Raw genomic sequence first — 24,906 nt, forward strand, 5'->3', positions numbered from 1 at the left:
GCCGCGGGGATACGTACAGGCGTCAAATCTCCGCGGCTTCGACCACCCGACTCCCCGCGGCTTCGACCGCGGGGTCCATACTGAGCTAATCCAAAGCTATATCAACCCGCCATAAAAGATCTAAGACTGATTCCAGGATGCCCTGGATCGAAATAACTGTTCCACATCCACTTTGCTTTTGCTGATCGGTTTATCAAATTGCTGGCATTGACGAGACTGCTGATAATAAACACCCAATGGAACCGGGTATTCAGGATAATGGATTTGAGCCAAACGCATGGCGGCTATAAAGTTACTGCTGTCATGAATATATCCATTGTGTTCATTGTGGGCAATGACTTTAAGTTGTTCTCCCTCAAGTGCCAGTGCATGCTCTCCATTGCTGCCATACACCAGGGGTTTGTCCTCTTCGAGAAGAACAGTTTTATCTGCACGGTTTGTTTTTAAGGCAAAGCCGTCAAAAGCGCCATTATTAAAAATATTACAATCCTGATAGATTTCCACAAAGGAACAACCTGGATGCTCATACGCTTTCTTTAGAACCGAAATAAGATGATTGGGATCTTTATCGACAGCCCTGGCAACAAAACTGGCACCAGCAGCGAGGGCTAGCATCAGTGGATTAATGGGTTCATTACTTACACCCTGCGGTGACGTTTTAGTAATTTGTCCCTTTTGTGATGTTGGTGAGAACTGCCCTTTCGTTAAACCGTAAACCTGATTATTGAACAATAAGATATTGACATTCACATTGCGCCGCAGGCAATGAATAAAATGATTCCCCCCAATACTCAGCGCATCCCCGTCGCCGGTAATCACCCATACAGTTATATCATCCCGCATGGCTTTAAGCCCGGTAGCAATAGCAGGGGCTCTACCATGAATGGTATGCAGTCCATAGGTATTCATATAATAAGGCAAGCGGCCAGCACAGCCGATTCCGGATATGAAAACATGCCGTTCGGGCGGCAGGCCAAGCTCCGGAAGCAAACGTTGTATTGCCATTAGAATGGCATAATCGCCACATCCCGGGCACCAACGGACTTCGTTTGAATTGGCAAAATCATCACGCTTGTATTGAGTATTCATCATCGACTTCCGCTTTAATGGCCTGAAGTAAAAAACTGGCTGTAAATGGCTGACCATTGCACTGGCTAATTGATCGGCAATTTATTAAATATTCAGCCCTAAGCAGTTGGCACAATTGGCCTGAATTAAGTTCCGCTACCAACACGGTTTTGTATCGCTGGAGCAAAGCAGCCAGATCAGCCGGCAATGGGTTCAGATGCCGAAGTTGCAGAAGCGCCAACTCAAGGCCCTGCTCTGCTGCTAGCTGAATAGCCGACTTTAAGCTGCCATAGGTGCTCCCCCAACCGATAATTAATGTAGAAGCCTCAGGATGACCCTCTACTTCTAATGGTTCGTAGATTTTGGCAATGCCGGCAATTTTAGCCGCTCGCAGATTAACCATCTTCTGATGGTTCTGGGCATCATAACTTACCTTGCCCTCTTCACCCTGTTTCTCCAAACCGCCAAGTTGGTGAATAAAACCCGGCATCCCGGGGGGATTCCAGCTTCGCGAGAGCTTGTCATCACGCTGATAAGGTTTTTCAAAATGGTTAAATTCAATTTTTGGAAGTCTGATCGAATCAAATTCAGGAATTTTCCAGGGTTCAGCTGCATTAGCCAGATAAGCATCCAATAAGACAATAACCGGGGTCATATAGGAAATAGCAATATCGAATGCTTCAATAATTGTTTTAAAACAATCAGAAGCAGAGCGGGCTGCTATAACAGGCATGGGGGATTCGCCGTGGCGTCCGTACAAGGCTTGGCGCAAATCGCTTTGTCCTGTTTTAGTTGGTAATCCGGTTGAAGCGCCTGCCCGCTGCACATCGACAACCACCAAAGGTAGTTCGGTCATTACAGCCAGGCCCAGGCTTTCACTTTTTAAATCCAGGCCTGGGCCAGACGTACAGGTTAACGCGAGGTGTCCGCCAAATGCAGCCCCAATACAGGCACAAGCCGCGGCAATTTCATCTTCTGCCTGTAATAATTGAATGCCATAATCGCCAAGCCTGGCGCACTCATGCAAAATAGCCGAAGCCGGAGTAATCGGATAACCGGATACCAGCATTCGCGTTTGAGTGCCTACCGTTAGCGTGGCAAGTCCCAGACTCAGGGCCTCTACGCCGGTAATCTGACGATATTCCCCCTGCTCTCTGTTTACTTTACCGAGCATAAAATGCTGGCGTGCCAACTCAAGCGTCATTGCATAGTTATAACCTGCTAACAATGTCAGTTCATTTGCTTTTGCAATTTCCGGGTCATTTTTAAATTTTTTGGCGATAAAGCCCTGGCAATTTTCAGTAGGCAGATCAAAAAGCCACAAGACCAGGCCTAAAACATAGAAATTCTTGGTTTTTTTAGCCTGGGCATGGCTAATAGCCGCAGTCTCTACTGCCTTCACGGTGAGACTAATGAGCGGCAAACTCAAAATCTGATAGTGCTCGCCAACAGTTTTGAGGTAGTCACTGTCAAGCCCTGCCTTTTGCCAGTCCTTTTCAGTAAAACTGTCTTCATTGATGATCAGCAAACCGCCAGGAGATAAAAACTCCAGGGAGTTTTTTAAAGCAGCGGGATTTAGAGCAACTAATACATTTAAGGTTTCACCAGCAGTGAAGATCGCTTCCTCTGCCATAGCCAGCTGAAAACCGGAAACACCTGCTACCGTGCCTGCGGGAGCACGAATCTCAGCTGGAAAATCGGGGAGTGTGCGCACTTCGCGCCCGGTAAGAGCAGCCGTTATGGTTAGCTGTTCACCCAGTAATTGAACACCATCCCCGGAGTCTCCCGTAAAACGAATTACGATCGCATCAGTTGTTGACATAGTTCCTGGCTTCCAGCATAAGTTGACGCATGTCTTTCACTGCTTGTTTTAAACCGGTAAACAAGGCTCGCGCAATGATGGCATGTCCAATATTAAGTTCATTCATTTCCGGTATCGCCGCGATGGCTTTTACATTCTGATAATGAAGCCCATGGCCAGCATTTACAACCAAACCTTTGCTGGCAGCATACTTCGCAGCCTGCCTGATGCGTTCCAATTCTTCATTCTGGCTTTTTGAGTTGCTGGCATCCGCATAGCAGCCTGTATGGATTTCAATCACAGGAGCGCCAGCTTCAACTGCCGCATCAATTTGTTTAAAATCAGGATCAATGAATAGTGAAACTTCGCTGCCATTAGCCTGCAAACGCGCTACAGCTTTTGAAACTGCTGTGAAGTGGGAGATAACGTCCAGTCCGCCTTCAGTCGTGAGCTCTTCACGTTTTTCAGGCACCAAACAGGCATGTTCAGGCGAAATCTCTTCGGCAAAATCAAGCATAGCGTCCGTGACGGCCAGCTCCAGATTCATTCTTGTTTGCAGCACGGCCTTAATCAACCGCACATCCCGCGCCTGGATATGCCTTAAGTCCTCACGCATATGCAGAGTGATACCATCGGCGCCAGCCTCTTCAGAGTCCATCGCAGCCTGTACGGGATCCGGATAACGAGTGCCTCTGGCCTGACGAATCGTTGCGATGTGATCAATATTAACGCCTAATAATATCTCTTTTAACATACTTCACCCTGAGTTCAACAAATGCTGGGCTTTATAGCCCATCCTACATTCACAAGGGTTTATCATATCAGGTTCTTCCCGGGATTAAAAATAGCGATCTGGATTTTAGTACCCGCCCCATGAGTAAGTGGTCAATTGCCTGACGCATAACGGATTTTGCCATTTTTAATACGGATAAATTTGAAAAGTCCTGATTGGCAAACGCCAGTATGTCAGCCCCTTGAAAGCCTTGTTGAGACAGGATAAAACCAGTTCCCGCAATAAACTGATAACAGTTACCGGCACTAATTGCCTCACCGCTACCTTCCTCAGTCAGATTCAGGCTATATCCGCAGGTATGCAATAAGCGCCTTTCAAATTGGCGTAATATCACTTCAATGGCCAGATTTTCATTGATGGTTTGCAAGGCATTCAGGCTTATCTCATAGCTTTCAAACAAATGGGGACAAGGGTCCTGGGGCTTGATCGAATAATAAAGCAATTCGTTCAGGTAGATTGCTGCGAATAGATTGTTCCCTTTTAAATCGAGGCTGCTTGCGGTGGATTCAAGCGTATTAACATAAAAGTACTCATTCCGCAGATTAACTGACAGCCACAAGGGCGAGAAAGGCTGCACCTCCGCATTTTTTTTAGGCTTCCGCCCCCCTCGGTATAAACAGTCAATCACCCCCATTTCCCGAGTGAAAAAGCGGGTTCGCAGACTGCTGTCACCGGAGGGGTGTTTGTGCAAAAGCCATGCTTTATGCGTTTCAGTGATCATAACCTAATTGCCGAAGCATACGCTCGTCATCAGACCACCCTGACTTCACTTTACACCAGCATTTCAGGAACACTTTTTTACCTAGTAATTCTTCCATATCCAAACGGGCACTTGTTGCCATTTCTTTCAATTTTCTGCCTTTATCGCCGATAATCATTCGCTTATGGTTATCTTTATCGACCAGAATCAAGGCATGGATGGTAACCAGCTCGCCTTCGTCCTTGTAGGACTCAATATCAACTGTTGTTGAATAGGGAAGCTCCTGGCCGCACAGGCGGAATATTTTTTCACGGAGTAGTTCCGCACAGAGAAATTTGATCGGTCGATCCGTGATTTGATCCTCACCAAATAGATGGGGGCCCTCGGGAAGGAATGGCTTTAGCTGCTTCTGTAACTGCTCAACCTGCACGCCTGTTTTAGCGGATAATGGAATCATAGCCACAAAGTTATGCAGCTGCGACATCTTGTCCATCCAGGGTAACAGAGCGGATTTGTCAGCCAGTTTATCTACTTTATTAATAGCCAGGATGCAGGGAACGCCTGATTGCTTGATCAGATTAAGAACATACTCATCTTCATCATGCCAATGCGTTCCATCCACCACAAGCACAGCAACGTCAACGTCACGCAGCACACTGATAGCTGTTCTATTCATCATTTTGTTCATTGTTTTTTTTGAACCCTGATGAATACCCGGCGTATCAACATACACATACTGATATTCGCTGCAGGTATCAATCCCGAGAATACTATGCCGGGTAGTTTGCGGTTTACGCGAAGTAATGCTGATTTTTTGTTGTAAGATCCGATTCAATAATGTTGATTTGCCTACGTTGGGTCGCCCAACCAAAGCAATATAGCCGCAATAACTAGTCATTAAATAAAAACCCTGTCTAAATTAGAATCCATTTTATCATGATTCATAGGAATTCAGTAATTTGCATTGATAAAGATTACTTTGTCAAAGCACTTGCCATAGTAACCCTAATAACGCTAATGTTTAAGTCCATATGGATATACGGTAATTAGCAAATGGCCAATATAAGAAATAGGGATGAGCATCTGCAAATAGGTATACCTTTAACAGTTAAACCGGTTGAAAGCTACACTTCAACAGTAACAAGCCTAAATCCTGGCGGCGGCACTCTGCTATACGGGCATTATAGTATGGATTACCGCATACCGGGAGGTATTCTGCGGATATTGGCTCGCCATGACAATAAAGCAATGCAAATATTGCTGTTGACTGAAGATACTGAACTGCTCAGAAAACTGCCAGGGGAACGCCCTTCCTCCCTCATTGCTGATACCATCAGTCGCCTGAATGAGTATTTACTTCGCAGTGATTGCTACGAAAGGCCGCTTTCAATTCATCAAAAGAAAAAAATAGAACTGGCGCATAACAGCATCAGGGCACTAACCCTTCTATTGGAAGAAGAACGGCAAATTGGTTCTGAACAATGGTCGAAGCAAGAAAACTTACGCATTAAGGTTATTGATATAATTGAATCATGCCGTGATGAAAATATTTTACTGGCCAATCATCCATGCGTTTCCGAAGGTGCGCTGGGAAAAATTTTGTATGAAACGCGTCAATCGGCCCAACACTATGAATTTAACAGGGTTTTTCCGGTAAGCAGAATTGATCAGCATGATTTTTCACAATTCTCTGGACAAGCCGACTCAAGGCCTTGTTATGTATGGGACAGCGAAATTCTTGTAAATGAAAAACAAGCATTAGAGGCATTATGGGTCATCAGCAAAGAATATGGCTTTAATGAAGCGAATGATCTGAATCGAATTGATGCCAACCGCTTTAAACGATTGGAGATATTCTTTAAAAGGCAATGGCTGGAAGCACGAAAATGGGTCGATTATCTGGCAATGCCAGTCAAACCAGAGCCGAAGGTCAGGGAAGAAAAGCGACTGAACGGATTGTCAATTACCCAGATTGATCCTTATTATTTTCTGGAAGGGATTAAACAGAAAAGCCGACCTGATATTTACTCCCTGGTGCGGGATATTGTGGAGGATCCCCAGGAAATTGGAGAACGGGACACTTTTGAAGAGGCAGAGAAATTGCTATGGACGCGATGCGATGGCTCCTGGATTCATTTACCACATAAAAATACTATTGTCCTGCGTAACAATAATCGCATCCAGCAATGGCATTATTTCAAAGAAAATGACGCTTACTATTTATTGCCAAAAAACGAAGATTTATTAACGATTACCCAGTTGAGTAAACGGCATCTGTATTTTCTGGAAAAGGCAAAATTAAAATTCAAGGCGTTTCTCGTTGGCGTTCCCCGCTTTTTTAAAATCCTGTATCAGCAGCTGCGCTCTTACATTACCGATACCCTAAAAAATGACTTTTCAGAGCATCTGCACGCGGGTCATCAACGGCCACAGAAAGCCAGCCCCCCGCCGCCACCGGTAAAAGTTTTACCCAGTCACCTTAGGTGTCTGGAAGAAGTCCTGCAAGGCCAGGGCCTGCTTGCCAACGGAGAAACACTGGAGCAATTCATCAAAAGGCAATTGCATAACAATCAATATGTTATTGTACGCCCGGAGCATTTACCCAGCCCTCCGGCGTATACCAACCCGTTTCATAGGGTAGTGAGTGTACTGAGACATTTTTCTGCATTGTTTATTGATATCAGTGAACAAAATCCCATTATTGGCTCATTAGCCATTGCTGCCTACATGTATGGAGCAGGAGCGGTTGCTGCGCCTGAAATGTTAAAATCTATTCTCGTTAAGCTTCATCTCAATGGCTTAATTCATGGCATTGAACCCACGCAGGCATTAGGGCGCTGGATGAGCCATGGTACTGTATCAGAAGCAATTTCAGCCGCAGTGACCTATTGGCAGGGAGTGATTGTTGGTGGTGACCTGGATCAATTTTTCATAAAAGCAATCAGCGTATTACGCGACGAGCCTGCGCAGGTTGCTATTATCATCAGTCTTGCGCTCGGATTGGGCTATGGCCTGTGCAAGGCATTTCCCTCTATTAACAAGGAAATGGGGACATGCCCCTGGCCCAATCGATTTGCACTTGGCATTAAAGGAGGCGGTGCTGCCTGGGATACTGTCATGCATCCTGGCGATGATTGGCTTTTGGGTACTATTAAATGGTTATTGCATGGCGGGATGATTCTTCTTAAAACCTTTATTTCACCTTTTATCGAATGGCATTATTATGGTTTTCAAAAGGGTTTTGGCAGCGGGCTTAAAAAAAGTGTTGTGCTCTCCTTGCAAACGGGAAAAGAAATCCTGGCAGGAACGGTTGATTTGACAATGTCTCTCCTGACCGTTCCCTTTATGGAATTGAGCGCAATGTTTATTCATGTTCCCTTCCGCGGGATAACCAGTCTATTCAGCAAGACATTCGGTGCATTAGGAAACATTCAGGCGATTGGCGAGATGATGAATCATTTTGCCCTGCGTAAAACCGGCTGGGATTATTTATCAGACTTTCGCCTCTCACCTCTTTATGGCTTCAGCAATCCCATCCAAACTTATTCATTTAAACCAGTTCCTAATGCATTGGCAACACTATTTTTCATAATAGTGTCCCCGCTGCTGCAGCTAATAAAAAATGTTATTATTCTCCCAATTCTGGACTTGAGCTCACTGATTCTTCGACTGACAATAAATGTGCTGGATCTCGCAAGCCGCATGGTTGCTTTCGTCATAGGGAACAGCTTGTTTTATGCAGGTTATGTTTCCGATTATACTCTGGGTTATTTGTTTCGGTTTACCGCCACTTTGATCACCAGGAGCAGTAATTGGGTTGATAAGGCCGCCGGTTTTTGCCGCCAGTTGATTTTAAAAGAAATACAATTAGGCCGTCATATTGTATTTCATTGGGCTTTTGGCAGTCAGGATGCATCCTCGCATCAAACGCAGACTGACCTTGGTTATTTTCAGGACGATTTACTCAGGCTGGATCGTCTCGAAGAGCAAGACTCTACACAGCGTTTATTGGAGATGCTCATCGATGATTTACCGGATACTTCCCTTTCAGAATTAAATGACAATACGATCTGTAACCGCTTGTCTAATAAACCGGCTGCTTCAATTAAATTTGAGTATGAAACCCAGCCCATTGGCTGCAGCGACTACCCACAGGCAACACCTGTATTTTAAAAGAGGAAATAATGAAAAAAGGATTCACGCTTATTGAACTGCTTATTGTTATGGTAATCATTGGAATTCTGGTCAGCATTGCTTATCCCAGTTATCTACAATACATCGTGCGTGCAAGACGCAGTGATGGCCAGTCGGCATTACTTGATTTGGCAAGCCGTATGGAGCGTTATTACTCAGAACGCAATACCTATTTAAACGCGACTATCGGAACAGGCGGAGCAAATGACATACGCGCGAGCAATCTTTCCTCAGAAGGCTGGTATACCCTTTCGATAAGCGCGCAAACAGCTTCCTCCTATACCCTTCAGGCCATTCCACGTAATAACCAGGGCAGGGATGATCGCTGGTGCCAGACATTAACCTTGAACAGTCTGGGGGCAAAGGGGATCACAGCAGGCCCTGGCGGCGCACCGAGTGGAACGGTGGCTCAGTGTTGGTAGCCAATCGCGGATTTTACAGTCCAGTTTGCATTACCAAATTGAGTTTGACAAATTTATCCTGTTAGCTATACCCAAAGAATAGAGTATAGGTATACTTTAATATATCGACCCACTTTTGATATGAAGGCTCAAAGGAATGATTATATGGACACAACTGGTTTAGAGTTCAAACTCATCAATGAGCTCATTGAAAGTTCGCAGGATGGCGTCTTCGTTCTTAACTCGTTCAATAAAATCGTATTAAACAATGTAGCAGGTTCACGAATTACCGGTTACTCTCCCGCCGAGCTGATTGGTCAGGATGCACTCATTCTTGGTTCGGGACTACACGATGACTCCTATTTTCAAAAAATCGAAAAATTTCTTGCGATTAACTTGCGCTGGCAAGGTGCGATGATTAACCGCACGCGAACAGGACAGGTTTATCTCGCCAATGCGTTGATCATAAGAATTAATGATGATGAAGGCGATTTGCAATTTTATCTTCTACGTTTATCTTCTGTGCAAATTTTAGGAGATCTGGTTGATTCCGTGATCACCCATATGCCGCAATTTGACAGATGTCGAAATCTTCTGCCCAATTCAGACCTCTCCTTATCCGATTTTTTTGAAGAAAATACCGGCGATGGTAATAACAATACCTTCGCCCTTATTCTTTTAAAGATTGAAGCAACTGAGACAGGAAGCAGCACTAGACCTGATCATGATAGGCTTAGTGATAAAATGATTAATTACCTATCCTCCCAATTACAGCAATTTGCTTTTGCGGGTAAATTGAATCAGGACTACCTTGTTTGTATTGCTTATTTTCAACAACGACATTCCCTTGAAAACTTTCTGGGCCATCTGCGTCTTGCCTTGATCAGCATTATGAATCAGGAGAATATTCCATCAGACCCACAGACAAGTTTGGCTATTAGTGCAGCACTCTATCCGGAAAATGGCTTTTATCTTGATACTTTACTGGTTAAAGCAGTGAGTACCATGTTGCATGCAAAAACAATCAATAAGCAGTCATCGTATTTTATAGATGAGCCACGAAATAAATCAACGGATAATTTAATTACTTATTCCTATTTAAAAGAGGCCTTAAACAGTGAAGGGCTTTGTTTATACTATCAACCCATCGTTTCATTTGAAAACAGCCAGATTGTTGCTATTGAAGCTTTTTTGCGCTGTAAGGATGATCAGGGCGGGTTGTTACTGCCCAATGAATTCTTCCCAATTGCTGAGAAATACCAGCTTTTACCTGCCATTGAAAAATGGGTAATTTCTCAGGCGCTGCAGGATATGAACATGATTAAGTCCAGCAGTCTCAGGCTTCATGTCAATGTCAGCGCTTCCCAATTCCTTCATCCCAATTTTTATCAGGAGGTGCAGGAGAATTTGCAGCTATATCACTTTCCCCCCTCTATGCTCAGTATTGAAATAACCAATGATTTAATGACAAAACAGCAGGCAGCGACTATCACCGTGCAGCAATTACAAAAAAGCGGCATCAATATCGCTGTATCCTGCGGCTACTCCTTATTCACTTCCTACCGGTTTATGACAGAAATTGGCGCCAGGCAAATTAAGTTTGACCGCTACTATGCAAGAAAGATTTACGAACGAAAAGTTGATCAGTCAGAAATCGACATTATGCTGAAACAATTAATGTTACAGAATAGTGAGGTTATTATTGAAGGCATCGAACGAGAAGACGATCTGGAGTTTTTCGTAACAAGAGGTTGCAATCTATTTCAGGGGATCTTTTTCTATCCTCCAATGACAATTGATCAATTAATGACATTCACCCGCTTACCACCACTCGTCAAATCCTAATACCACTAAGATACATGGTCCGCGAGCAATTACATTAATTCCATGTTTAATTCCCTGTTCAATTGCCGCATCGCTTTCGGCGCCAGGCTGCATCCATACATTTTTGATTCCTTTTGCGATGGCCTGCTCAACTATTTTCTCAGTGACGGCTGGTGGAGTAATAACCGATAGGCTGTCGATCTCTTCGGGCAGATCGGCTACTTCCTTAACACAGGCCAAACCCTCAATACGTTCTTCAAAGGGATTCACAGGATAAGCTTTCATATCGTGCGCCAGGTAACAGCGCAGGACTTTATTGCCAAACTTGCTTTGATTTGAGGATGCTCCAACCACTCCAAATGCTGGGGACTGTAAAAATTGCTCAACATTTCCCATGTCAAACTCCTAATCAGGAAACAGCCTGAGGATTTTCTCTATGAAGTGTTATATTCTCAGCATGATGCTCTTTAAGAATAGAGAAAATCGCTTGCTGTTGTTGTTCATTAGTACAGACCAGCCATAAAACAAAGCCGCCCATACGCTCCTGCTTCTCAATTTTGCTTATACGCGATTGCCTGATTGATTTCATTATGAAAAAACCTATTACTGCACCAATTAAGCCGCCAATCGCACCCAGAATGACATTATCATAATAATAACGCAGTTCACCTCCCGCCAGAAGGCCTAAAATGATACCGATAAACATGGGAATCGATATTGAGAAGCCTTGTTTCCAGCCAAAATCGTCATGCATATAGGGTTCTGTCTTAGGTGAAAATTCTTCTGCTTTTTGCAGTGTCTCCGGACTGATATAAGACTTACCGAATTTCTGCAACATTTCAGAAGGAGGCCCCTGCACACTGACCTCTCCCAGCGACAGTGTCTTTTCGGTTAAATGGCTAATTGCTTTTTCAAGTGTTCTTTCATCACGGAAAATCGCACTTATTTTGTTTGTTTCCATAACAAATCCTTTCCTGGGAAAGAGATGTCCTCTTTATAGTTTAGCAGATTAGCTATTGAATCGTGTCTTGTGATGGGCATGGTTCCGCGATCAGATATATATTTAAAAACACTACGTTCCGTAGCTTGTCTACACAAGTGCTTAAGAATTAAACGCTATCGAATCCCCGCGGCTACGACCGCGGGCTGAGGAATCCCCTCATTTTTTCATTCAAAAAATATGTACCTTATTAGGTCAAAATGACTTTAAATAGTGTCGTTTCCGCGTAGGCAGAAATCCATCAGCCCGGGCTGCGACCCATAGCTATCTACACAAGCGCATGAGAATTAAAAGCTATCGAATCCCCGCGGCTTTGACCGCGGGGCCCACACGAAGCCAATTGAATGTTAAGCACACTTGTTTATGACTACCTGTTAAACCCTATTTTTTGGCAACATTGAAACTTGTCTGAGGATCATACTACTCCAACAGGCATGGGCCCCGCGGTCAGTTGCCGCGGGCTGACTGATCCCCACAAAATTACCATTTTCTAGCCAACTCCTGTTCAATAAGATTTGGTAAGTTTTCATGGTCAATAACGAGCTCATGTATCTTGTCAAATTCAACCATCAATTGTCCTAAATAGAAGTAAGAGAATACCTTTTTATCCCTGACGGTATTAGCCTGAAAAACCCTTTGATAATTTTGGCTATGGGCAATCACGCCTATTATCCAAAACATCAGCTGAACAATAGCAGCCAATAACATTTTGACACCCCAGCGATAAATGCTTTTAGTGCTTGCATAGCGAGCTGACAAACCAAATTGATGGCTTTTAACGTCACGAAATGATTGTTCTATTTGCATTCTTTTAGAATAATAGTTCACTACTTTGGTGGCGTTAAAAGTCTCTTTAGGTAAATTCGTTGCCAATATCCATGGCTCTCGTGCCAAACGTCGGTAATGATTAGAGCCGGCTTTATCATTCCTTGGAACTCGACTCAGATTTCTTTTTTCCCCAGGACTACGTTGTGTGGTTATAACGCGACATGCACGATTATGGTCTTTCATGATAAAGGCTTGATTGTAACTTTTCGTTTTCTCCGATATTTGGGGGACGAAGTCTTTTACTGTAGTCCATTCTTCATCAGCGCCAAGTTTTAGCATTTTTCCTTGCCTAATCCGAGTTAACCAGAACCAGCCCAATGACTCTATTGCTTTAAGCCAGTCTTCACCAAATCCTGCGTCCATAATAAAAATGACGGTTTTGTTCTTTGGAATACAGGGCATTAATCCCTGTAAAAAAGAGTGCGCTCGTCCAGATAATCCCCCGGAGCGAAACACTTCTCGATACAGGGGAATGCTTCTGCCTTTAAGCGCAATTTCTGCACTTAACATTTGAATATCATGATCATCTTTTAAATAACAAAGATCGATTAACACAGGAACATCTTCTTGAAAAGCAAGGTATTGAAATAGAAAGCTGGAAAGACCTGTATAAATTGCGCCGATTTCTTCATAAAGGTGCTTGTTCCCCTCAAGGCGATCCACTTTTTTAATTTTATGCTTTAATGAAACGTCGCCAGATAATCCTTTTCCTATCGCTGTTAGAGATAGGTTTTGCTTCTTCTGAAGAGAGCAAGCCACATCCATGACCGCCTGTAAACGTTTACCATGGATAAAAGGGCACTCTTCCATCAAATGAGTATGTAAAATATCAATAGCTTCCATCATTCATCCCAACCTGTTTTATTAGGAGGAATTAGATCATTACTCGAGTTTAACTGCAATTATTTTTATCAAATTTGTGGGGATATATCAGACCGCGGGGCCCACACGAAGCCAATTTAATCTTAAGCACACTTGTTTATGACTGCCTGTTAAATCTTATTTTTTGGCAACATTGAAACTTGTCTGACCACTATGCTACTCCAACAGGCATGGGCCCCGCGGTCGGTGCCGCGGGGATTCGGACGGGGGAAACATTTGTGTAGATAGCTATGGGCTTGTCCGCAGGGTCCAGCAGTTACTCCGGCTGCGGTGCTCTGGATTCCGCGGCCAAGCCGCAGGCCGTAGGGGGCGAGGCCTGGACGCACGTGAAGTCGGATCCCGGATTTGACTTTCAACCTAAAACGCTTGCTAAGCGTTTACAACTCTTCTACCATAGGAGAATTATGGCGCCTGTATTAGCGAAGAATATGATGACAGAGAAATTGTTTGGAAATCAATCAATTATTATTAGCCTTGATGTTGATGCCTATCTATTTGACAGGCTTAGACAAATTGCCAAAGCAGGCTTTTCCGTTGTGGAGATTAATACCTGTGACGAAGGCTTATTGAAAAAGATCCTGGGTGAATTTCCAGGCCTTAGAATTGGCGCTGGCAATATCGTTAGCACGCAACAGTTGGAAGACTGCTATCAGGCTGGGGCGCATTTTGTTACAAGTCCCGGCTTTTTACCCGCCATTGCTCAAACAGCTGCAATCTATTCCATTAATCACCTTCCAGGTATTGCAACGCTATCCGAAGCCATGCAGGTTATGGCATTGGGTTACCATCAGGCACGCCCTTTTCCAGCCTCTCTATCGTTTTGCGCGCTATTGAACAAATGTCTGCCCACACTTCGTCTGTTCCCTGCAGAAGTGGAATGGGATGAAGCAGAGCACTATCTGAGTTTACCCTCTGTTGCAGCAATCAGTATCCTTAATCCTGAAGTTAAATCACTGACTGCCTTATCGGACGGGGCTCTTGCATAAATCCAGTAAGAGGAAGAAAGCGCCCAGACATATTGCACTATCAGCCAGGTTGAAAACTGGCCAATGATAATTTTGGTAGTAGACATCGATAAAATCAATTACATGTCCAAGAAGCGCCCTATCATAAAGGTTTCCAATCGCTCCACCAAGGATTAGACTGACAGCAAGCGATTGCAGGATAGCTTGTTTAGGCAAACGAATTAGCCAGACAATCAATGCCACACTCATCACGATGCTAAAACCGGCAAAAAACCAGCGATGCCAGCTTCCTGTGCCGCTTAAAAAACTAAATGCGGCACCAGTATTATAAGCCAGAGTAAAGTTGACCATAGGTATCAAAGGTTCGGGTTGATAGGCAACCAAATGGGTTGCTGCCCAATACTTACTAATTTGATCCAAAGCAATTACTAAAAAGCTAATAATAAACCAGTGCCATTTTTTCATGCGAATAGTCTCATTTCGTCCTGACCACTTAAATTATCTGCACAACGATCGCAGACCTCGGGAAAATCCTCCCGTTTGCCAACTGAATCGCGGCGATGCCAGCAACGCACACATTTCTCATAAGGGCTGGCACTCACTTCAATAGCCAGCTTTAATTCGGGTTGCAGAGAAAGCGTTTCGGGTTTTTCCTCAAGTGGATATACTCTCGCTTCAGAAGTAATAAACAGGAAACGCAGTTCTTTTTCCAGAGGCTTTAATTTATTGAACAATTCAGGGCTAGTATAGAGCTGTACTTCCGCCGCCAGACCTGAACCAATAACCCCCTGCTGCCGCTGCGCTTCGAGTGCTTTGTTGACCTCATCTCTGATTTCGAGCAACTGCTGCCAGAATTTCATGTCGAGCTGCCCCATCTCGGGCCAATCCTTATACCACTCTTCCAGCATTACTGATTCAGAGGTTTTACCTGGAATATATTGCCAGATCTCATCAGCTGTAAAAGATAAAACAGGGGCTAGCCAGCGGGTAAGTGCATGTAAAATATGGTACATCGCAGTTTGGCAGGATCGTCTTGCCGTACTATTCCTGGGAGTGGTGTACTGGCGATCTTTAATGACATCCAAATAGAAACTGCCCAAATCTACCGCGCAGAAATTATGGATTTTCTGATAAATAATGTGAAAATTATATTGCTCATAAGCCTGGAGAATTTCTTCCTGTAGGTGCTGACTATGTTTAACAACCCAGCGGTCAATCTCAACCATTTTTTCAGCGGGCAATAAATCTGTTTCAGGTTCGAAATCAAATAAATTGGCTAACAGGAATCGAGCAGTATTTCGGATTCTGCGATAGGCATCCGCATTCCGCTTGATAATTTCTTCTGAAATACTAACCTCATTGCGGTAATCAGTCGAGGAAACCCAAAGGCGAAGGATATCAGCACCATGCTGATCAATCAATTTGTCTAATGCAACATAATTACCTTTTGACTTAGACAGTTTTTTTCCTTCTGCATCCACGGTGTACCCATGCGTTAATACGCTGCGATAAGGGGCATGCCCATAGATTGCTACCGCTGTGGTTATAGAGGAATTAAACCAGCCTCGATGCTGGTCAGAACCCTCAAAATAAATATCAGCAGGAAGTGACAAGTCCTTATTGACTTTTAAAACACTGTAATGAGAAACGCCTGAATCAAACCAGACATCGAGCGTATCCGTTATTTTTTCATAGTTCTCGGCATCATCACCAAGCAGCTCTGCCAGATCAAGATCAAACCAGGCATCTATGCCCTTCTTTTCAACGCGATCGGCCACCTGTTCAATCAAATTGAGAATATCAGGATGAAGTTCCCTGGTTTCTTTATGAACCATCAAGGGCATTGGTGTGCCCCATGCCCTTTGCCGGGATATACACCAGTCTGGTCTTGTCTCAACCATTCCTGCAATTCGGGATTTGCCCCATTCAGGGATCCAGTTGACCTCATTAATGGCTTTCAGAATTTGCGACCTCAATCCATTTTTTTCCATGGAAATAAACCATTGCGGAGTTGCCAGGAAAATCATGGGGGTTTTGTGCCGCCAGCAATGAGGATAACTATGACGGATTAACTCATTTTTCAGCAACATGTTTCTTTCTTCAAGCAATGCAATGATTTTGTCATTGACCTTAAGAACATATTGATCAGCAAAATACTCTACATCGCTGGCATAACAGCCATTGGCTTTAATTGGATTTATTAAGGGTAAGTTATAAGCTTGTCCCACCTGATAGTCGTCAGGTCCATGCGCTGGTGCAGTATGGACACAGCCTGTCCCTGCATCAATCGTTACATGTTCACCGAGGATTACCGGGACTGTGCGATCCAGAAAGGGATGCTGCACAGCCTGCATCAGCAATTGAGCACCAGCAACCTGCCCCAGAGATTTATAATCAGGGAAACCGTATCGGTTCATGCAGGCTTCAACCAGCTCTGAAGCAATCACAAAATAAGCGGCTCCAGTATCAATCAGCTCATAGTTTAATTCTGGATGAAGGCAAACTGCTTCATTGCCAGGCAGACTCCATGGCGTTGTAGTCCAGATAGGAAAAATGACTGGCTTGACTGTCTGGGAAGCGGCCTCAAAAATCCTCAAGACCTCTTCAGGATGGACAGCATAAAAACTGACATCAATGGAGCTGGACGTTTTTTCTTCATATTCAACTTCTGCTTCTGCTAAAGCTGAACCGCACTCAATACACCAATGAACCGGTTTAAACCCCTGCTGTAAATGGCCATTCTCAATAATTTTACCCAGCGCACGGATGATATTGGCTTCATAAGCGAAGTCAAAGGTCGCATAGGGATGCTGCCAGTCACCGAAAACTCCCAGACGCTGGAACTCTTCCCTTTGAATATCAATCTGGCTGGCGGCATATTCCCGGCATTTCTCACGGAATTCCGCAGCAGAAACCTTAACGCCTGCCTTGCCTATTTTTTTCTCAACATTCAGTTCGATTGGTAAGCCATGGCAATCCCAACCTGGCTGAAAAGGGGAGTCATAGCCGCTCATTGTCTTCGATTTGACAATAATATCTTTTAAAATCTTATTCAGCGCGTGCCCGCAATGCAAATGACCATTCGCATAAGGAGGGCCATCATGCAGAATAAACTTGCTGGCAGCTTTGCGTTTTTCTCTTATCTGCTCGTAAAGTTTGGAATCCTGCCAGCCGGCAAGACGTTCCGGCTCGCGCTGAGCCAGGCTGGCCTTCATCGGGAATGAGGTATTGGGTAAATTTAAGCTGTCTTTATAATCTGCCATTACTTACTCTGCTAAAAGCGTTAAATTCATGCGGCTGTCTGAAAAATAATGTTCTGCCGCCACGATGTCATTTTTAATCTGGTGGATTAATTCATCCAAATTGGGAAATTTTATTTCGTCTCTTAATTTATGCAAGAAAAATACTTGTAATCGCTCAGTGTATAGATTTTCCTTGAAATTTAACAAATGCACTTCCAATACTGTCTTTGTGCCATCCACCGTAGGACGAATTCCCAGATTGGCTACCCCATTATATATCTTTCCATTGCTTCGTCTTACTTTTACGAAAAATACACCGGTAAATGGGGGGGATTTTCTGTGCAGTGCAATGTTTGCTGTGGGTATACCCCATTTGCAGCCCTGCCTGTTTCCAATAACCACCCGCCCGCAAATACTGTAAGTTCGCCCCAGTAATTTGGCAGCCTGCCCCAGCATGCCTTCGCGAAGCAAATTTCGAATTCTGGTAGAGCTTACGCGTTGCCCGCTTACCTCAAAATCAGGAAATATCTCCAGTTCACGATGTGCAGCCTTAAAGTAGTCGCTCAGTAATAAAGCGTTTCCCTGGCGGTTTGCCCCAAACTGAAAATCACTGCCAACGATTAAATAGCGAAGCTGCAATAAATCCAGTAAACAGGTATTGGCAAAGGCCTCGGCAGTCATGGATGCCATATCCTGATTGAATTTTAATCGGCAAACATAATCTATTCCATATTTGGAAAAGATTTCTATTTTTTCCCTTAAACTGGATAAGCGAGCGAAGGCATCCTTACCAAGAAAAAACTCGGCCGGCTGCGGTTCAAAAGTCAATATGACTGATGGTAAATTCAGCTCGCGTGATTTTTCCTGCAATTTCTGGAGTATAGCCTGATGCCCTAAATGAACACCATCAAAATTACCAATAGTTGCCACACACCCCATGTCCGATGGAAAATGATGTAACCCAGCTAAAACCTTCATAAGAGACTTTTAAGAATAAAATTTTAATTATACCGATTTTTATCGCAGTTTGCGAAATTCCTTTATTATTAAGTTTAGCCGCTATCTTAATGATACGCGTTATTTCTTTCTGGCAGTAAACTCATTAAAATGTTTTTTTTTCGATTTTGAGTTAACCGTCCATGGACTGGCGTTTTATTAAATCCATTTTTGACCTTCGCGAACTTATTTTTCCGCTTAGTTTCCGAAAACTGTTCTTTTTTTTATTTTATGCGTTGTTGATTGGAGCAGTCGTTGCCGTTGAAAGCTCCGTTGGCTTTTTTGACTATCTTATCATGGCAGTGAAATCAAATCTGATCCCCTTGATGGCAATCCTATATGGATTTGAGCCCTTGTTAACACTCACTAGCATGGCTTTTACCCGCTATCCGCCGAAAGAACCAGAAGCGCCTGTTAAAGCAGCAGATCAAATTGATGTCGATATAGAGGCAGAACAAGATCCGCGAACAGCAATTAAAAACCATAATAAAGGTTTGGCAGTTATCATCGTAGCGCACAATAGCGAAGCAGAGATAGAAGCCACCCTCAGGGCTTATTTGAAGATTGTCGAGCCCGAGCAAATTTTTGTTATAGATAACGGAAACTCCGAACTGCCTGCAGACAATACCCTAAGTATTGTAAAATCAGTTTCAGAATCCATTCATTACCATTGGCATAACCGGGGCAACAAAACCATTGCGCAATTCGTGGGCCTGCTCTTGGCCTTTGAATATAGCCATGTACTGATGAGCGATGATGATGTGCGACCGCCCCCTTGCTTCAGGTTTACCCGGGAACTATTAAGCGATTCCCGATTTAAAGCTATATTTTATCCCATCATGGCGATTTCTAATGAAGAAAAACCTTCCAAGCTTGTTCAATGGCAATCGCTCGAATACAAGCAGGCTGATCATTATAATATGTTTGAAGCAAGTTCCCACGGGGCGCTTTACCCACATGGAGCAATTGCCTTGTGGGACAGGCTGTCCCTCATAAAAGCCTTATTGCGCCATAGCACCCGATTCATTGCGGAAGATATTGAGACCGGCATCCGCTCTGCCCGTCTGGGTTATCGCCATCAATTTGATTCACAATATATATTCCCCACCTTAGTTCCCAAAACCATCCTCGGCCCACGTCCCAATCTCTATGCGCAGCGAGTCAGGGGCTGGAGCATGGGTATTCAAACCCTTAATTTAGAATTATTATGGAATTTTCTTACAGAATGGAATCTACATCCCGCCGATGTTAGCGTGCTCAAAGTGAGCCAGTTGTATATGCTCTATAACAACTGGGTTGACTGGACTCGTTTGGCTGTGATGATTATCTCAGCCTCGGATGCTACTTATTGGGGTAAATTAGGGGCAATTATTGCCGGACAGCAGTTAACAACCATGCTCTGGCATTATGTGAAGCTTCGTAACCGTCCAGACTTGCAGCATGATTTTTTTACTCTGACCAGTATGTTTTTTTATCGCTTGCTGCAGATCGGGTTTACAAATTTTGGTTTAATCCGATTACTGGCCATTTATCTGCCAAACCTGCAGCCTGCGAAAACAATTGAAGAACAGCTTAAAGACGGTGAATTTACAAATTTGCAGGTCGAATTGCCTGAATTTCTTCCAGTGAAAAAAGAAACACGTTCCGAAAATAAGCCTGGCTTCAAAGAGTCTATATACTCTTTTTTCTGCTGTGGAAAATCACGGGAGATAAAACCCGCACCAGCAATTACTGTCGAGCTTGTTGAGGAGCCTGTAAAAATTGAACTTTGATTGGCCGGTCCTGCTTCCTATTTACTTTGCTGTTGCTACACTTCACTGTTACTTAGTCACAGTTGCTAATCACTACATCACAGTTGCTACTTACTACATCACAGACATCACAGTTGCTACTTACTGCGGCTTGTCCGCAGTATCCAGATCATACTAACTTCCCAATCCAAAGCGTTAAGAAACATTTTTTGGATACTGCGGACAAGCCGCAGTAAGTAGGCCAGGACATGCCGCAGTAAGTAGGCCAGGCAAGCCGCAGTAAGTAGGCCAAGACATGCCGCAGTAAGTAGGCCAGGCAAGCCGCAGTAAGTAGGCCAGGGCAAGCCGCGGTGACAGCCAGCTAACATGCTCTACTTCGCCTCAGGTAAGCGAAGGTCATCCCTACACTTCATCACAAAGGATTCTACTTTGTCCCTAATCCTTCGCAGAGCGAACAATCAGCACATCGCACTCGGCACCGTGAAGAATAGCGTTTGCAGTCGAGCCCAGTAATAATGCCAGGCCATGCTTGCCATGACTACCAGTAACGATCAGATCGATATTCTTCTCTTGCGCCACCCGTAGTATCTCGTTTTTGGTAGAGCCAAATTCGATCATGCAATGTGCAGAATCAACACCAAGTTTCTTGGCAAGTGCGGCCAATTCTTTCTCTGCCTGTTCGCGAATAGACACTTCCACTTCTGCAAATCCGGCAAATCCCGGGTATGCATAGGCAGGAATGGGTTCAACAACATGGACCAGCAGCAGATCAGCACCGTTTTCATCAGCAATTTTCTTTGCCTTTTGCGCGGCTCTCACCCCAACTTCATCAAAATCTGTAGCGAATAAAACCCTTTTGTACATAGCTATCTCCTTAGCAAGCTTATAAGCTAAGCCTATCAGATATTTCGAAATTTTCCCAGTATGTGGCATCAGACTATAACGATTGTACCTGACGATTAGGAAGATTCGGAATATAATAGGTACAGGATATTCTTTTTATGGATAAATATGAAACGAATCATAACTCTCTTAATTGCCTTTATTCTCTCTCCGCTTTCGTTTAGCCAACCAACACTAGAGTTGGTTAATCAAGGTAAATCAGTTACTCTTGATGAAGCACAATTGAGAAAAATCGGTATTCATGAGGTTGAAATAGTTGATAGCCCGGCCTACCCTAAGCGGGAAATGCATTATCAAGCTGTTAAATTATGCGATTTACTACGCTCTTATAAGGTTAACCCCAACTATGTCATTGAATTTGTGGCGATTGATGACTTTTCGGTCTTCATCCCAGCCCGACTTGTTACCCAATGTGAAGCAAACAATCCTGTTGCTTATCTTGCCATTGAACCCGATACTCGATGGCCAGAACTGATCAAACATCCAGGCACAACAGCAGGCCCTTATTTTCTGATTTGGTCTGTTCCGGAGGGTTCGCATATCTCAAGGGAATATTGGGCCTGGAGTCTTAACAAAATAGTCATACGGGAATCAATCGGTTCCTTGCTGATAGCCCCCCCTGAAAACGTACCGGATAATCAAAAAAAATCCATATTAAATGGATACCAGCTTTATATCAGCCATTGCGCATCCTGTCACAAAATCAACAAAATTGGGCAAGGAAAGCTTGGCCCGGATTTAGGCGGCAATGGGAATCCTTTGGTCATATACCCCGATATTGCCACTTTAAAAAAATTCATACGTAATCCGGCCTCAGTCAGATTCGTGCCTAAAAGCCAGATGTCTGGCGCAACTGGCTTAAATGATTCAGATTTAAATGATTTGATTGCGTACTTTGCATTTTTGAAAGAAACACAAAAATAATATATTAAGCTCTATCGCTGTCAAGGCGATAGAGCTTAGTCTGATTGTCAAAGCTCAATTGTTTCAAGTAAGGTAAAGTTATCGATTCCTAGCGATACTGCTGTAGATTTTCTTTTTCGAGTTCAAATATACCTGAGTTCTTTTCATTTTCGCGTGTCTCAACCCGAAAGCAATAAACTCTTCCATCAGTTTTTTGATCCAGATATTCATTCATTTTTTGATGAAGAAACTCTGAAGTGCCCTCCATGCCAACGTTTTCCAGCACTCTTAACCTGATTATCCCCTTTTTATCCAATTCACGAAAAAGCGGTAATTCAGGATCATTACTATTAATCAAACAGGAATGATCAAAATAGTCATCTAAAAATGTTTTGAACTCTTTAAAGGCTCCAAAATCCATTACCCATGATTTGTCATCAAGACTCGTGGCCTTAAACCAAAATGTGAACTCACGGGAATAACCATGGACTAGACGACAGTGCCCTGTGTCCTTCCATTGTCTGTGGGCACAAGGATAACCAATAAATTTTTTTGTAGAAATATACATTGTTAGCACCTTGTTGTTTTTGTTAAATTTAATGTGTGGCCAATACCATCAATCTATAGTTTTCGCGTGATCTGTTCATTAAATTCTTTTCTCCGCTCAGGATCAGTTTCCAATACACCCATAAAATGAGAAGTCACCATATGGGGATTCTTTTTGTTAACACCGCGGGCAACCATGCATAAATGCTGGCACTCAACCATCACACCCACGCCTTTTGGATTCAAATACTTTTGTATTGCTTCAGCAATTTGTACTGTTAATTGCTCCTGAATCTGTAGCCGGCGTGAAAAACATTCCGCAAGTCTGGCCAATTTGGATAATCCCACTACTTTCGTATCAGGTATATAACCGATATGCACTTGACCATAAAACGGCAGCATATGATGTTCACACATCGAAAATATCTCGATATCGCGCAGTATAACCAGCTGGCTGTACTTCTTGTCATTGGAAAAACAGGTACTTAATATTTTTTCCGGGTCAATAAAGTATCCTTCATATAATTCTTTCCAGCTCTCGAAAACTCTTCTGGGGGTATCAACTAAACCCTCCCTCCCTGTCTCCTCACCGATAAGTTGCAGCATGCGAGTAATGACATTTTTAGCCTCCTGTTCATCGTCTTTTTGTTTTTCTTGAATAATGTCAATTAAATATTTATTTGCTTGCATCGTATTTGTTCCTCCAAGAGTCTCAGTCTAAGTTTAGTCCATTGATTCTGAAAATGTAATTTTTTGGCTAAAATGATATTTTTTTGAACACATTAACAATCGGAATGCCCTGTGCATAAAATTGAGGAAAGACCTATTATTCAAATATACGGCCTCTAATCTCATGCGCGAATTTGACAATAAGTCTTTAATGAATGGGGAAATCAGGTATGGATGCATTGATGCTTTTTTTTAGAAAGATCTCTATTGCCGGGTACTTTGTAGCCGTGATTACCCTGTTTACCAGGATAGGTTTTTTCATGTCGCTGCAATTTTTATCGATCTATTTAACAAAAGAAAATCTGTTTAGTCCCAGTAAAATAGGGATAATTATCGGGGTTTCAGGGTTGATTTTCTGCCTTTTTGGCTTAATCAATGGGGCTTTAATTGATCGGTATGGCTCAAAAATCCTGCTCGTGATCTCCCTCATTCTTGCAGGATTCTGCTATTTTGCACTGGCTTTAAACATCCGTCTTTTTATGGCCCTTGTCCTCGTTAATGGAATATTAGGTTGGCTGCGCTCCATCATCGATATCAGTTCTATGTCTGTAGCAGTCAATAATACCCCTGATGAGCACCTGGCTGCAGTTTACAGTGCCCGGTTTATTGCACTGAATTTAGGCCTGGTCCTGGGACCAGTTATTGGTGCTGCTTTTGCAGGTAATAAATCCTTATTCATTTTTTATCTTGCTGGTATCATCCATATTTCGCTAGGTGCGTGTTTGTTGTTGTTCAGGGCTAATTTATTCTCCCCTAAAGCCCCAGGCGTTTCGAGCGTTGGCAACCGTAAGCTTTCGATGTTCTTTAAGAACAGAATGCTAGTGAACATTACAGTGATTAACTGTTTTATCTGGGTGCTGGTCTCGCAGATAGATTCAACAATACCGCAAATTGTTACCCGAACAGTAGACCATCCTGCCCAATTAATGAGCCAACTGCTTGTAGTTAATGCCATAATATGCATATTCTTTCAACATTCTGTGGCTAATTGGTCAACAAAACACTCGCTGGCTAAATGCGGCATTTTGGGCTGTTTTCTCTTTTCATTGGCCTATGCACTTCTGGCCTGGTCATTTTCTACAGTTATCGCGATTTTGGGTATCATTTGCTTCGGTTTTGCCCAGCTATTTACCTGGTCATTGAATAATCTGCTGATACTTCGTATTACACCCAGGAACAAGGTAGGAATATACAGCGGTGTAGCCAATTTATCACTACTTGGCCTATCCATAGGCCCCGTCCTGGGAGGAATAAGTCTGCAATATTTAGGTTCCTTCTTCACATTATCCTTGATGGGGGTATTCTCATTGCTTATTGCCATTGCTTATTTTTTCCTAATCCCTGCCAAGATAGATATTATAGAGAAATAAATCTTCCTTG

21 protein-coding genes are annotated in these 24,906 nt (G+C 43.4%); 7 read left to right on the forward strand and 14 right to left on the reverse strand.

Features of this window, described 5'->3' with window-relative positions; genetic code table 11:
* Nucleotides 1–120: 120 nt before the first annotated feature.
* The 5 genes from DYH42_RS08550 to era all read right to left on the reverse strand — a co-directional run bounded on the left by DYH42_RS08550 (nt 121) and on the right by era (nt 5,260).
* Entirely contained in the window at nt 121–1,089 is a 969-nt protein-coding gene (locus tag DYH42_RS08550) for a 2-oxoacid:ferredoxin oxidoreductase subunit beta (RefSeq protein ID WP_058522472.1), read from the reverse strand.
* Complete coding sequence (locus DYH42_RS08555; protein ID WP_058522462.1) at nt 1,067–2,890, reverse strand: 2-oxoacid:acceptor oxidoreductase subunit alpha; 1,824 nt, start codon at nt 2,888–2,890, stop codon at nt 1,067–1,069. Before DYH42_RS08555 ends, DYH42_RS08550 begins: the two co-directional genes overlap by 23 nt.
* Nucleotides 2,877–3,623: a pyridoxine 5'-phosphate synthase gene (gene pdxJ / locus DYH42_RS08560; protein WP_058522463.1), complete on the reverse strand. Its 747-nt coding sequence runs from the start codon at nt 3,621–3,623 to the stop codon at nt 2,877–2,879. The genes DYH42_RS08555 and pdxJ overlap by 14 nt, the downstream gene beginning before the upstream one ends.
* Nucleotides 3,624–3,690: 67 nt before the next feature.
* Nucleotides 3,691–4,383, reverse strand: coding sequence for a DNA repair protein RecO (gene recO, locus DYH42_RS08565; protein WP_065232777.1), 693 nt, complete (start codon nt 4,381–4,383; stop codon nt 3,691–3,693).
* Nucleotides 4,373–5,260, reverse strand: coding sequence for a GTPase Era (gene era / locus DYH42_RS08570; RefSeq protein WP_058522464.1), 888 nt, complete (start codon nt 5,258–5,260; stop codon nt 4,373–4,375). The genes recO and era overlap by 11 nt, the downstream gene beginning before the upstream one ends.
* A 155-nt stretch (nt 5,261–5,415) precedes the next feature.
* On the opposite strand from era, the gene DYH42_RS08575 reads away from it, so the two are divergent.
* From DYH42_RS08575 to DYH42_RS08585, 3 genes are all read left to right on the forward strand, one after another.
* A complete protein-coding gene (locus DYH42_RS08575) occupies nt 5,416–8,535 on the forward strand; it encodes a hypothetical protein (protein ID WP_058522465.1) in 3,120 nt (1,039 codons plus the stop codon).
* Nucleotides 8,536–8,546: 11 nt separating this feature from the next.
* Entirely contained in the window at nt 8,547–8,978 is a 432-nt protein-coding gene (locus tag DYH42_RS08580; protein WP_058522466.1) for a type IV pilin protein, read from the forward strand.
* Between the two features lie 144 nt (nt 8,979–9,122).
* A complete protein-coding gene (locus DYH42_RS08585; RefSeq protein ID WP_058522467.1) occupies nt 9,123–10,802 on the forward strand; it encodes an EAL domain-containing protein in 1,680 nt (559 codons plus the stop codon).
* On the opposite strand, the gene DYH42_RS08590 is transcribed toward DYH42_RS08585, so the two are convergent.
* The 3 genes from DYH42_RS08590 to DYH42_RS08600 all read right to left on the reverse strand — a co-directional run bounded on the left by DYH42_RS08590 (nt 10,779) and on the right by DYH42_RS08600 (nt 13,455).
* On the reverse strand, nt 10,779–11,177 hold the full coding sequence (locus DYH42_RS08590; RefSeq protein ID WP_058522468.1) for a CoA-binding protein: 399 nt from the start codon (nt 11,175–11,177) through the stop codon (nt 10,779–10,781). The genes DYH42_RS08585 and DYH42_RS08590 overlap by 24 nt on opposite strands.
* 13 nt (nt 11,178–11,190) lie before the next feature.
* Complete coding sequence (locus tag DYH42_RS08595; RefSeq protein ID WP_058522469.1) at nt 11,191–11,742, reverse strand: hypothetical protein; 552 nt, start codon at nt 11,740–11,742, stop codon at nt 11,191–11,193.
* Between the two features lie 519 nt (nt 11,743–12,261).
* A complete protein-coding gene (locus tag DYH42_RS08600) occupies nt 12,262–13,455 on the reverse strand; it encodes an IS4 family transposase (RefSeq protein WP_115317024.1) in 1,194 nt (397 codons plus the stop codon).
* 464 nt (nt 13,456–13,919) lie between these two features.
* Here DYH42_RS08600 and DYH42_RS08605 point away from each other — a divergent pair, with 464 nt between their 5' ends.
* Nucleotides 13,920–14,477, forward strand: a complete 558-nt coding sequence (locus DYH42_RS08605; protein WP_058523941.1) for a beta/alpha barrel domain-containing protein — start codon at nt 13,920–13,922, stop codon at nt 14,475–14,477.
* Here the strand turns inward: DYH42_RS08605 and lspA are convergent.
* The 3 genes from lspA to ribF are packed head-to-tail and all read right to left on the reverse strand — an operon-like array spanning nt 14,454 to nt 18,676.
* The gene (lspA, locus tag DYH42_RS08610; RefSeq protein WP_058523932.1) at nt 14,454–14,921 is read right to left on the reverse strand and encodes a signal peptidase II; all 468 of its coding nucleotides are present in this window, start codon (nt 14,919–14,921) and stop codon (nt 14,454–14,456) included. The two genes, DYH42_RS08605 and lspA, sit on opposite strands and share 24 nt — an antisense overlap.
* Nucleotides 14,918–17,719 carry an isoleucine--tRNA ligase gene (gene ileS / locus DYH42_RS08615; protein ID WP_058523933.1) on the reverse strand — a complete coding sequence of 934 codons (2,802 nt, stop codon included), beginning with the start codon at nt 17,717–17,719 and terminating at the stop codon, nt 14,918–14,920. Before ileS ends, lspA begins: the two co-directional genes overlap by 4 nt.
* A 3-nt stretch (nt 17,720–17,722) precedes the next feature.
* Nucleotides 17,723–18,676, reverse strand: coding sequence for a bifunctional riboflavin kinase/FAD synthetase (gene ribF, locus DYH42_RS08620; RefSeq protein WP_058523934.1), 954 nt, complete (start codon nt 18,674–18,676; stop codon nt 17,723–17,725).
* 161 nt (nt 18,677–18,837) lie between these two features.
* Between ribF and DYH42_RS08625 the strand changes: the two genes are divergently transcribed.
* Nucleotides 18,838–20,466 (forward strand): glycosyltransferase family 2 protein, encoded by a 1,629-nt coding sequence (locus DYH42_RS08625; protein WP_058523935.1) that lies wholly within the window; start codon nt 18,838–18,840, stop codon nt 20,464–20,466.
* Between the two features lie 414 nt (nt 20,467–20,880).
* On the opposite strand, the gene DYH42_RS08635 is transcribed toward DYH42_RS08625, so the two are convergent.
* Nucleotides 20,881–21,309, reverse strand: coding sequence for a universal stress protein (locus DYH42_RS08635; protein WP_058523937.1), 429 nt, complete (start codon nt 21,307–21,309; stop codon nt 20,881–20,883).
* A 147-nt stretch (nt 21,310–21,456) separates the two neighbouring features.
* Here DYH42_RS08635 and DYH42_RS08640 point away from each other — a divergent pair, with 147 nt between their 5' ends.
* A complete protein-coding gene (locus DYH42_RS08640; protein WP_058523938.1) occupies nt 21,457–22,272 on the forward strand; it encodes a c-type cytochrome in 816 nt (271 codons plus the stop codon).
* A gap of 88 nt (nt 22,273–22,360) precedes the next feature.
* Here the strand turns inward: DYH42_RS08640 and DYH42_RS08645 are convergent, their stop codons facing one another.
* Nucleotides 22,361–22,819: a 6-pyruvoyl trahydropterin synthase family protein gene (locus tag DYH42_RS08645; RefSeq protein WP_058523939.1), complete on the reverse strand. Its 459-nt coding sequence runs from the start codon at nt 22,817–22,819 to the stop codon at nt 22,361–22,363.
* 53 nt (nt 22,820–22,872) lie between these two features.
* Nucleotides 22,873–23,487 carry a GTP cyclohydrolase I FolE gene (gene folE, locus DYH42_RS08650; protein ID WP_065232823.1) on the reverse strand — a complete coding sequence of 205 codons (615 nt, stop codon included), beginning with the start codon at nt 23,485–23,487 and terminating at the stop codon, nt 22,873–22,875.
* A 209-nt stretch (nt 23,488–23,696) separates the two neighbouring features.
* Here folE and DYH42_RS08655 point away from each other — a divergent pair, with 209 nt between their 5' ends.
* Nucleotides 23,697–24,896, forward strand: coding sequence for an MFS transporter (locus tag DYH42_RS08655; RefSeq protein WP_058523940.1), 1,200 nt, complete (start codon nt 23,697–23,699; stop codon nt 24,894–24,896).
* Nucleotides 24,897–24,906: the final 10 nt, after the last annotated feature.

This window comes from Legionella birminghamensis (assembly GCF_900452515.1).
Classification (GTDB): Bacteria; Pseudomonadota; Gammaproteobacteria; order Legionellales; family Legionellaceae; genus Legionella_C; species Legionella_C birminghamensis.

Excerpts from the sequence above, each read along its gene's own strand:
- DYH42_RS08575 (WP_058522465.1), top strand. The coding sequence starts at position 5,416 with ATGGCCAATATAAGAAATAGGGATGAGCATCTGCAAATAGGTATACCT.
- pdxJ (WP_058522463.1), bottom strand. The coding sequence starts at position 3,623 with ATGTTAAAAGAGATATTATTAGGCGTTAATATTGATCACATCGCAACG.
- DYH42_RS08595 (WP_058522469.1), bottom strand. The coding sequence starts at position 11,742 with ATGGAAACAAACAAAATAAGTGCGATTTTCCGTGATGAAAGAACACTT.
- folE (WP_065232823.1), bottom strand. The coding sequence starts at position 23,487 with ATGCAAGCAAATAAATATTTAATTGACATTATTCAAGAAAAACAAAAA.
- ribF (WP_058523934.1), bottom strand. The coding sequence starts at position 18,676 with ATGAAGGTTTTAGCTGGGTTACATCATTTTCCATCGGACATGGGGTGT.
- DYH42_RS08590 (WP_058522468.1), bottom strand. The coding sequence starts at position 11,177 with ATGGGAAATGTTGAGCAATTTTTACAGTCCCCAGCATTTGGAGTGGTT.
- recO (WP_065232777.1), bottom strand. The coding sequence starts at position 4,383 with ATGATCACTGAAACGCATAAAGCATGGCTTTTGCACAAACACCCCTCC.
- DYH42_RS08580 (WP_058522466.1), top strand. The coding sequence starts at position 8,547 with ATGAAAAAAGGATTCACGCTTATTGAACTGCTTATTGTTATGGTAATC.
- ileS (WP_058523933.1), bottom strand. The coding sequence starts at position 17,719 with ATGGCAGATTATAAAGACAGCTTAAATTTACCCAATACCTCATTCCCG.
- DYH42_RS08555 (WP_058522462.1), bottom strand. The coding sequence starts at position 2,890 with ATGTCAACAACTGATGCGATCGTAATTCGTTTTACGGGAGACTCCGGG.
- DYH42_RS08640 (WP_058523938.1), top strand. The coding sequence starts at position 21,457 with ATGAAACGAATCATAACTCTCTTAATTGCCTTTATTCTCTCTCCGCTT.
- DYH42_RS08585 (WP_058522467.1), top strand. The coding sequence starts at position 9,123 with ATGGACACAACTGGTTTAGAGTTCAAACTCATCAATGAGCTCATTGAA.
- lspA (WP_058523932.1), bottom strand. The coding sequence starts at position 14,921 with ATGAAAAAATGGCACTGGTTTATTATTAGCTTTTTAGTAATTGCTTTG.
- DYH42_RS08605 (WP_058523941.1), top strand. The coding sequence starts at position 13,920 with ATGATGACAGAGAAATTGTTTGGAAATCAATCAATTATTATTAGCCTT.
- DYH42_RS08600 (WP_115317024.1), bottom strand. The coding sequence starts at position 13,455 with ATGATGGAAGCTATTGATATTTTACATACTCATTTGATGGAAGAGTGC.
- DYH42_RS08645 (WP_058523939.1), bottom strand. The coding sequence starts at position 22,819 with ATGTATATTTCTACAAAAAAATTTATTGGTTATCCTTGTGCCCACAGA.
- DYH42_RS08635 (WP_058523937.1), bottom strand. The coding sequence starts at position 21,309 with ATGTACAAAAGGGTTTTATTCGCTACAGATTTTGATGAAGTTGGGGTG.
- DYH42_RS08550 (WP_058522472.1), bottom strand. The coding sequence starts at position 1,089 with ATGAATACTCAATACAAGCGTGATGATTTTGCCAATTCAAACGAAGTC.
- DYH42_RS08655 (WP_058523940.1), top strand. The coding sequence starts at position 23,697 with ATGGATGCATTGATGCTTTTTTTTAGAAAGATCTCTATTGCCGGGTAC.
- DYH42_RS08625 (WP_058523935.1), top strand. The coding sequence starts at position 18,838 with ATGGACTGGCGTTTTATTAAATCCATTTTTGACCTTCGCGAACTTATT.
- era (WP_058522464.1), bottom strand. The coding sequence starts at position 5,260 with ATGACTAGTTATTGCGGCTATATTGCTTTGGTTGGGCGACCCAACGTA.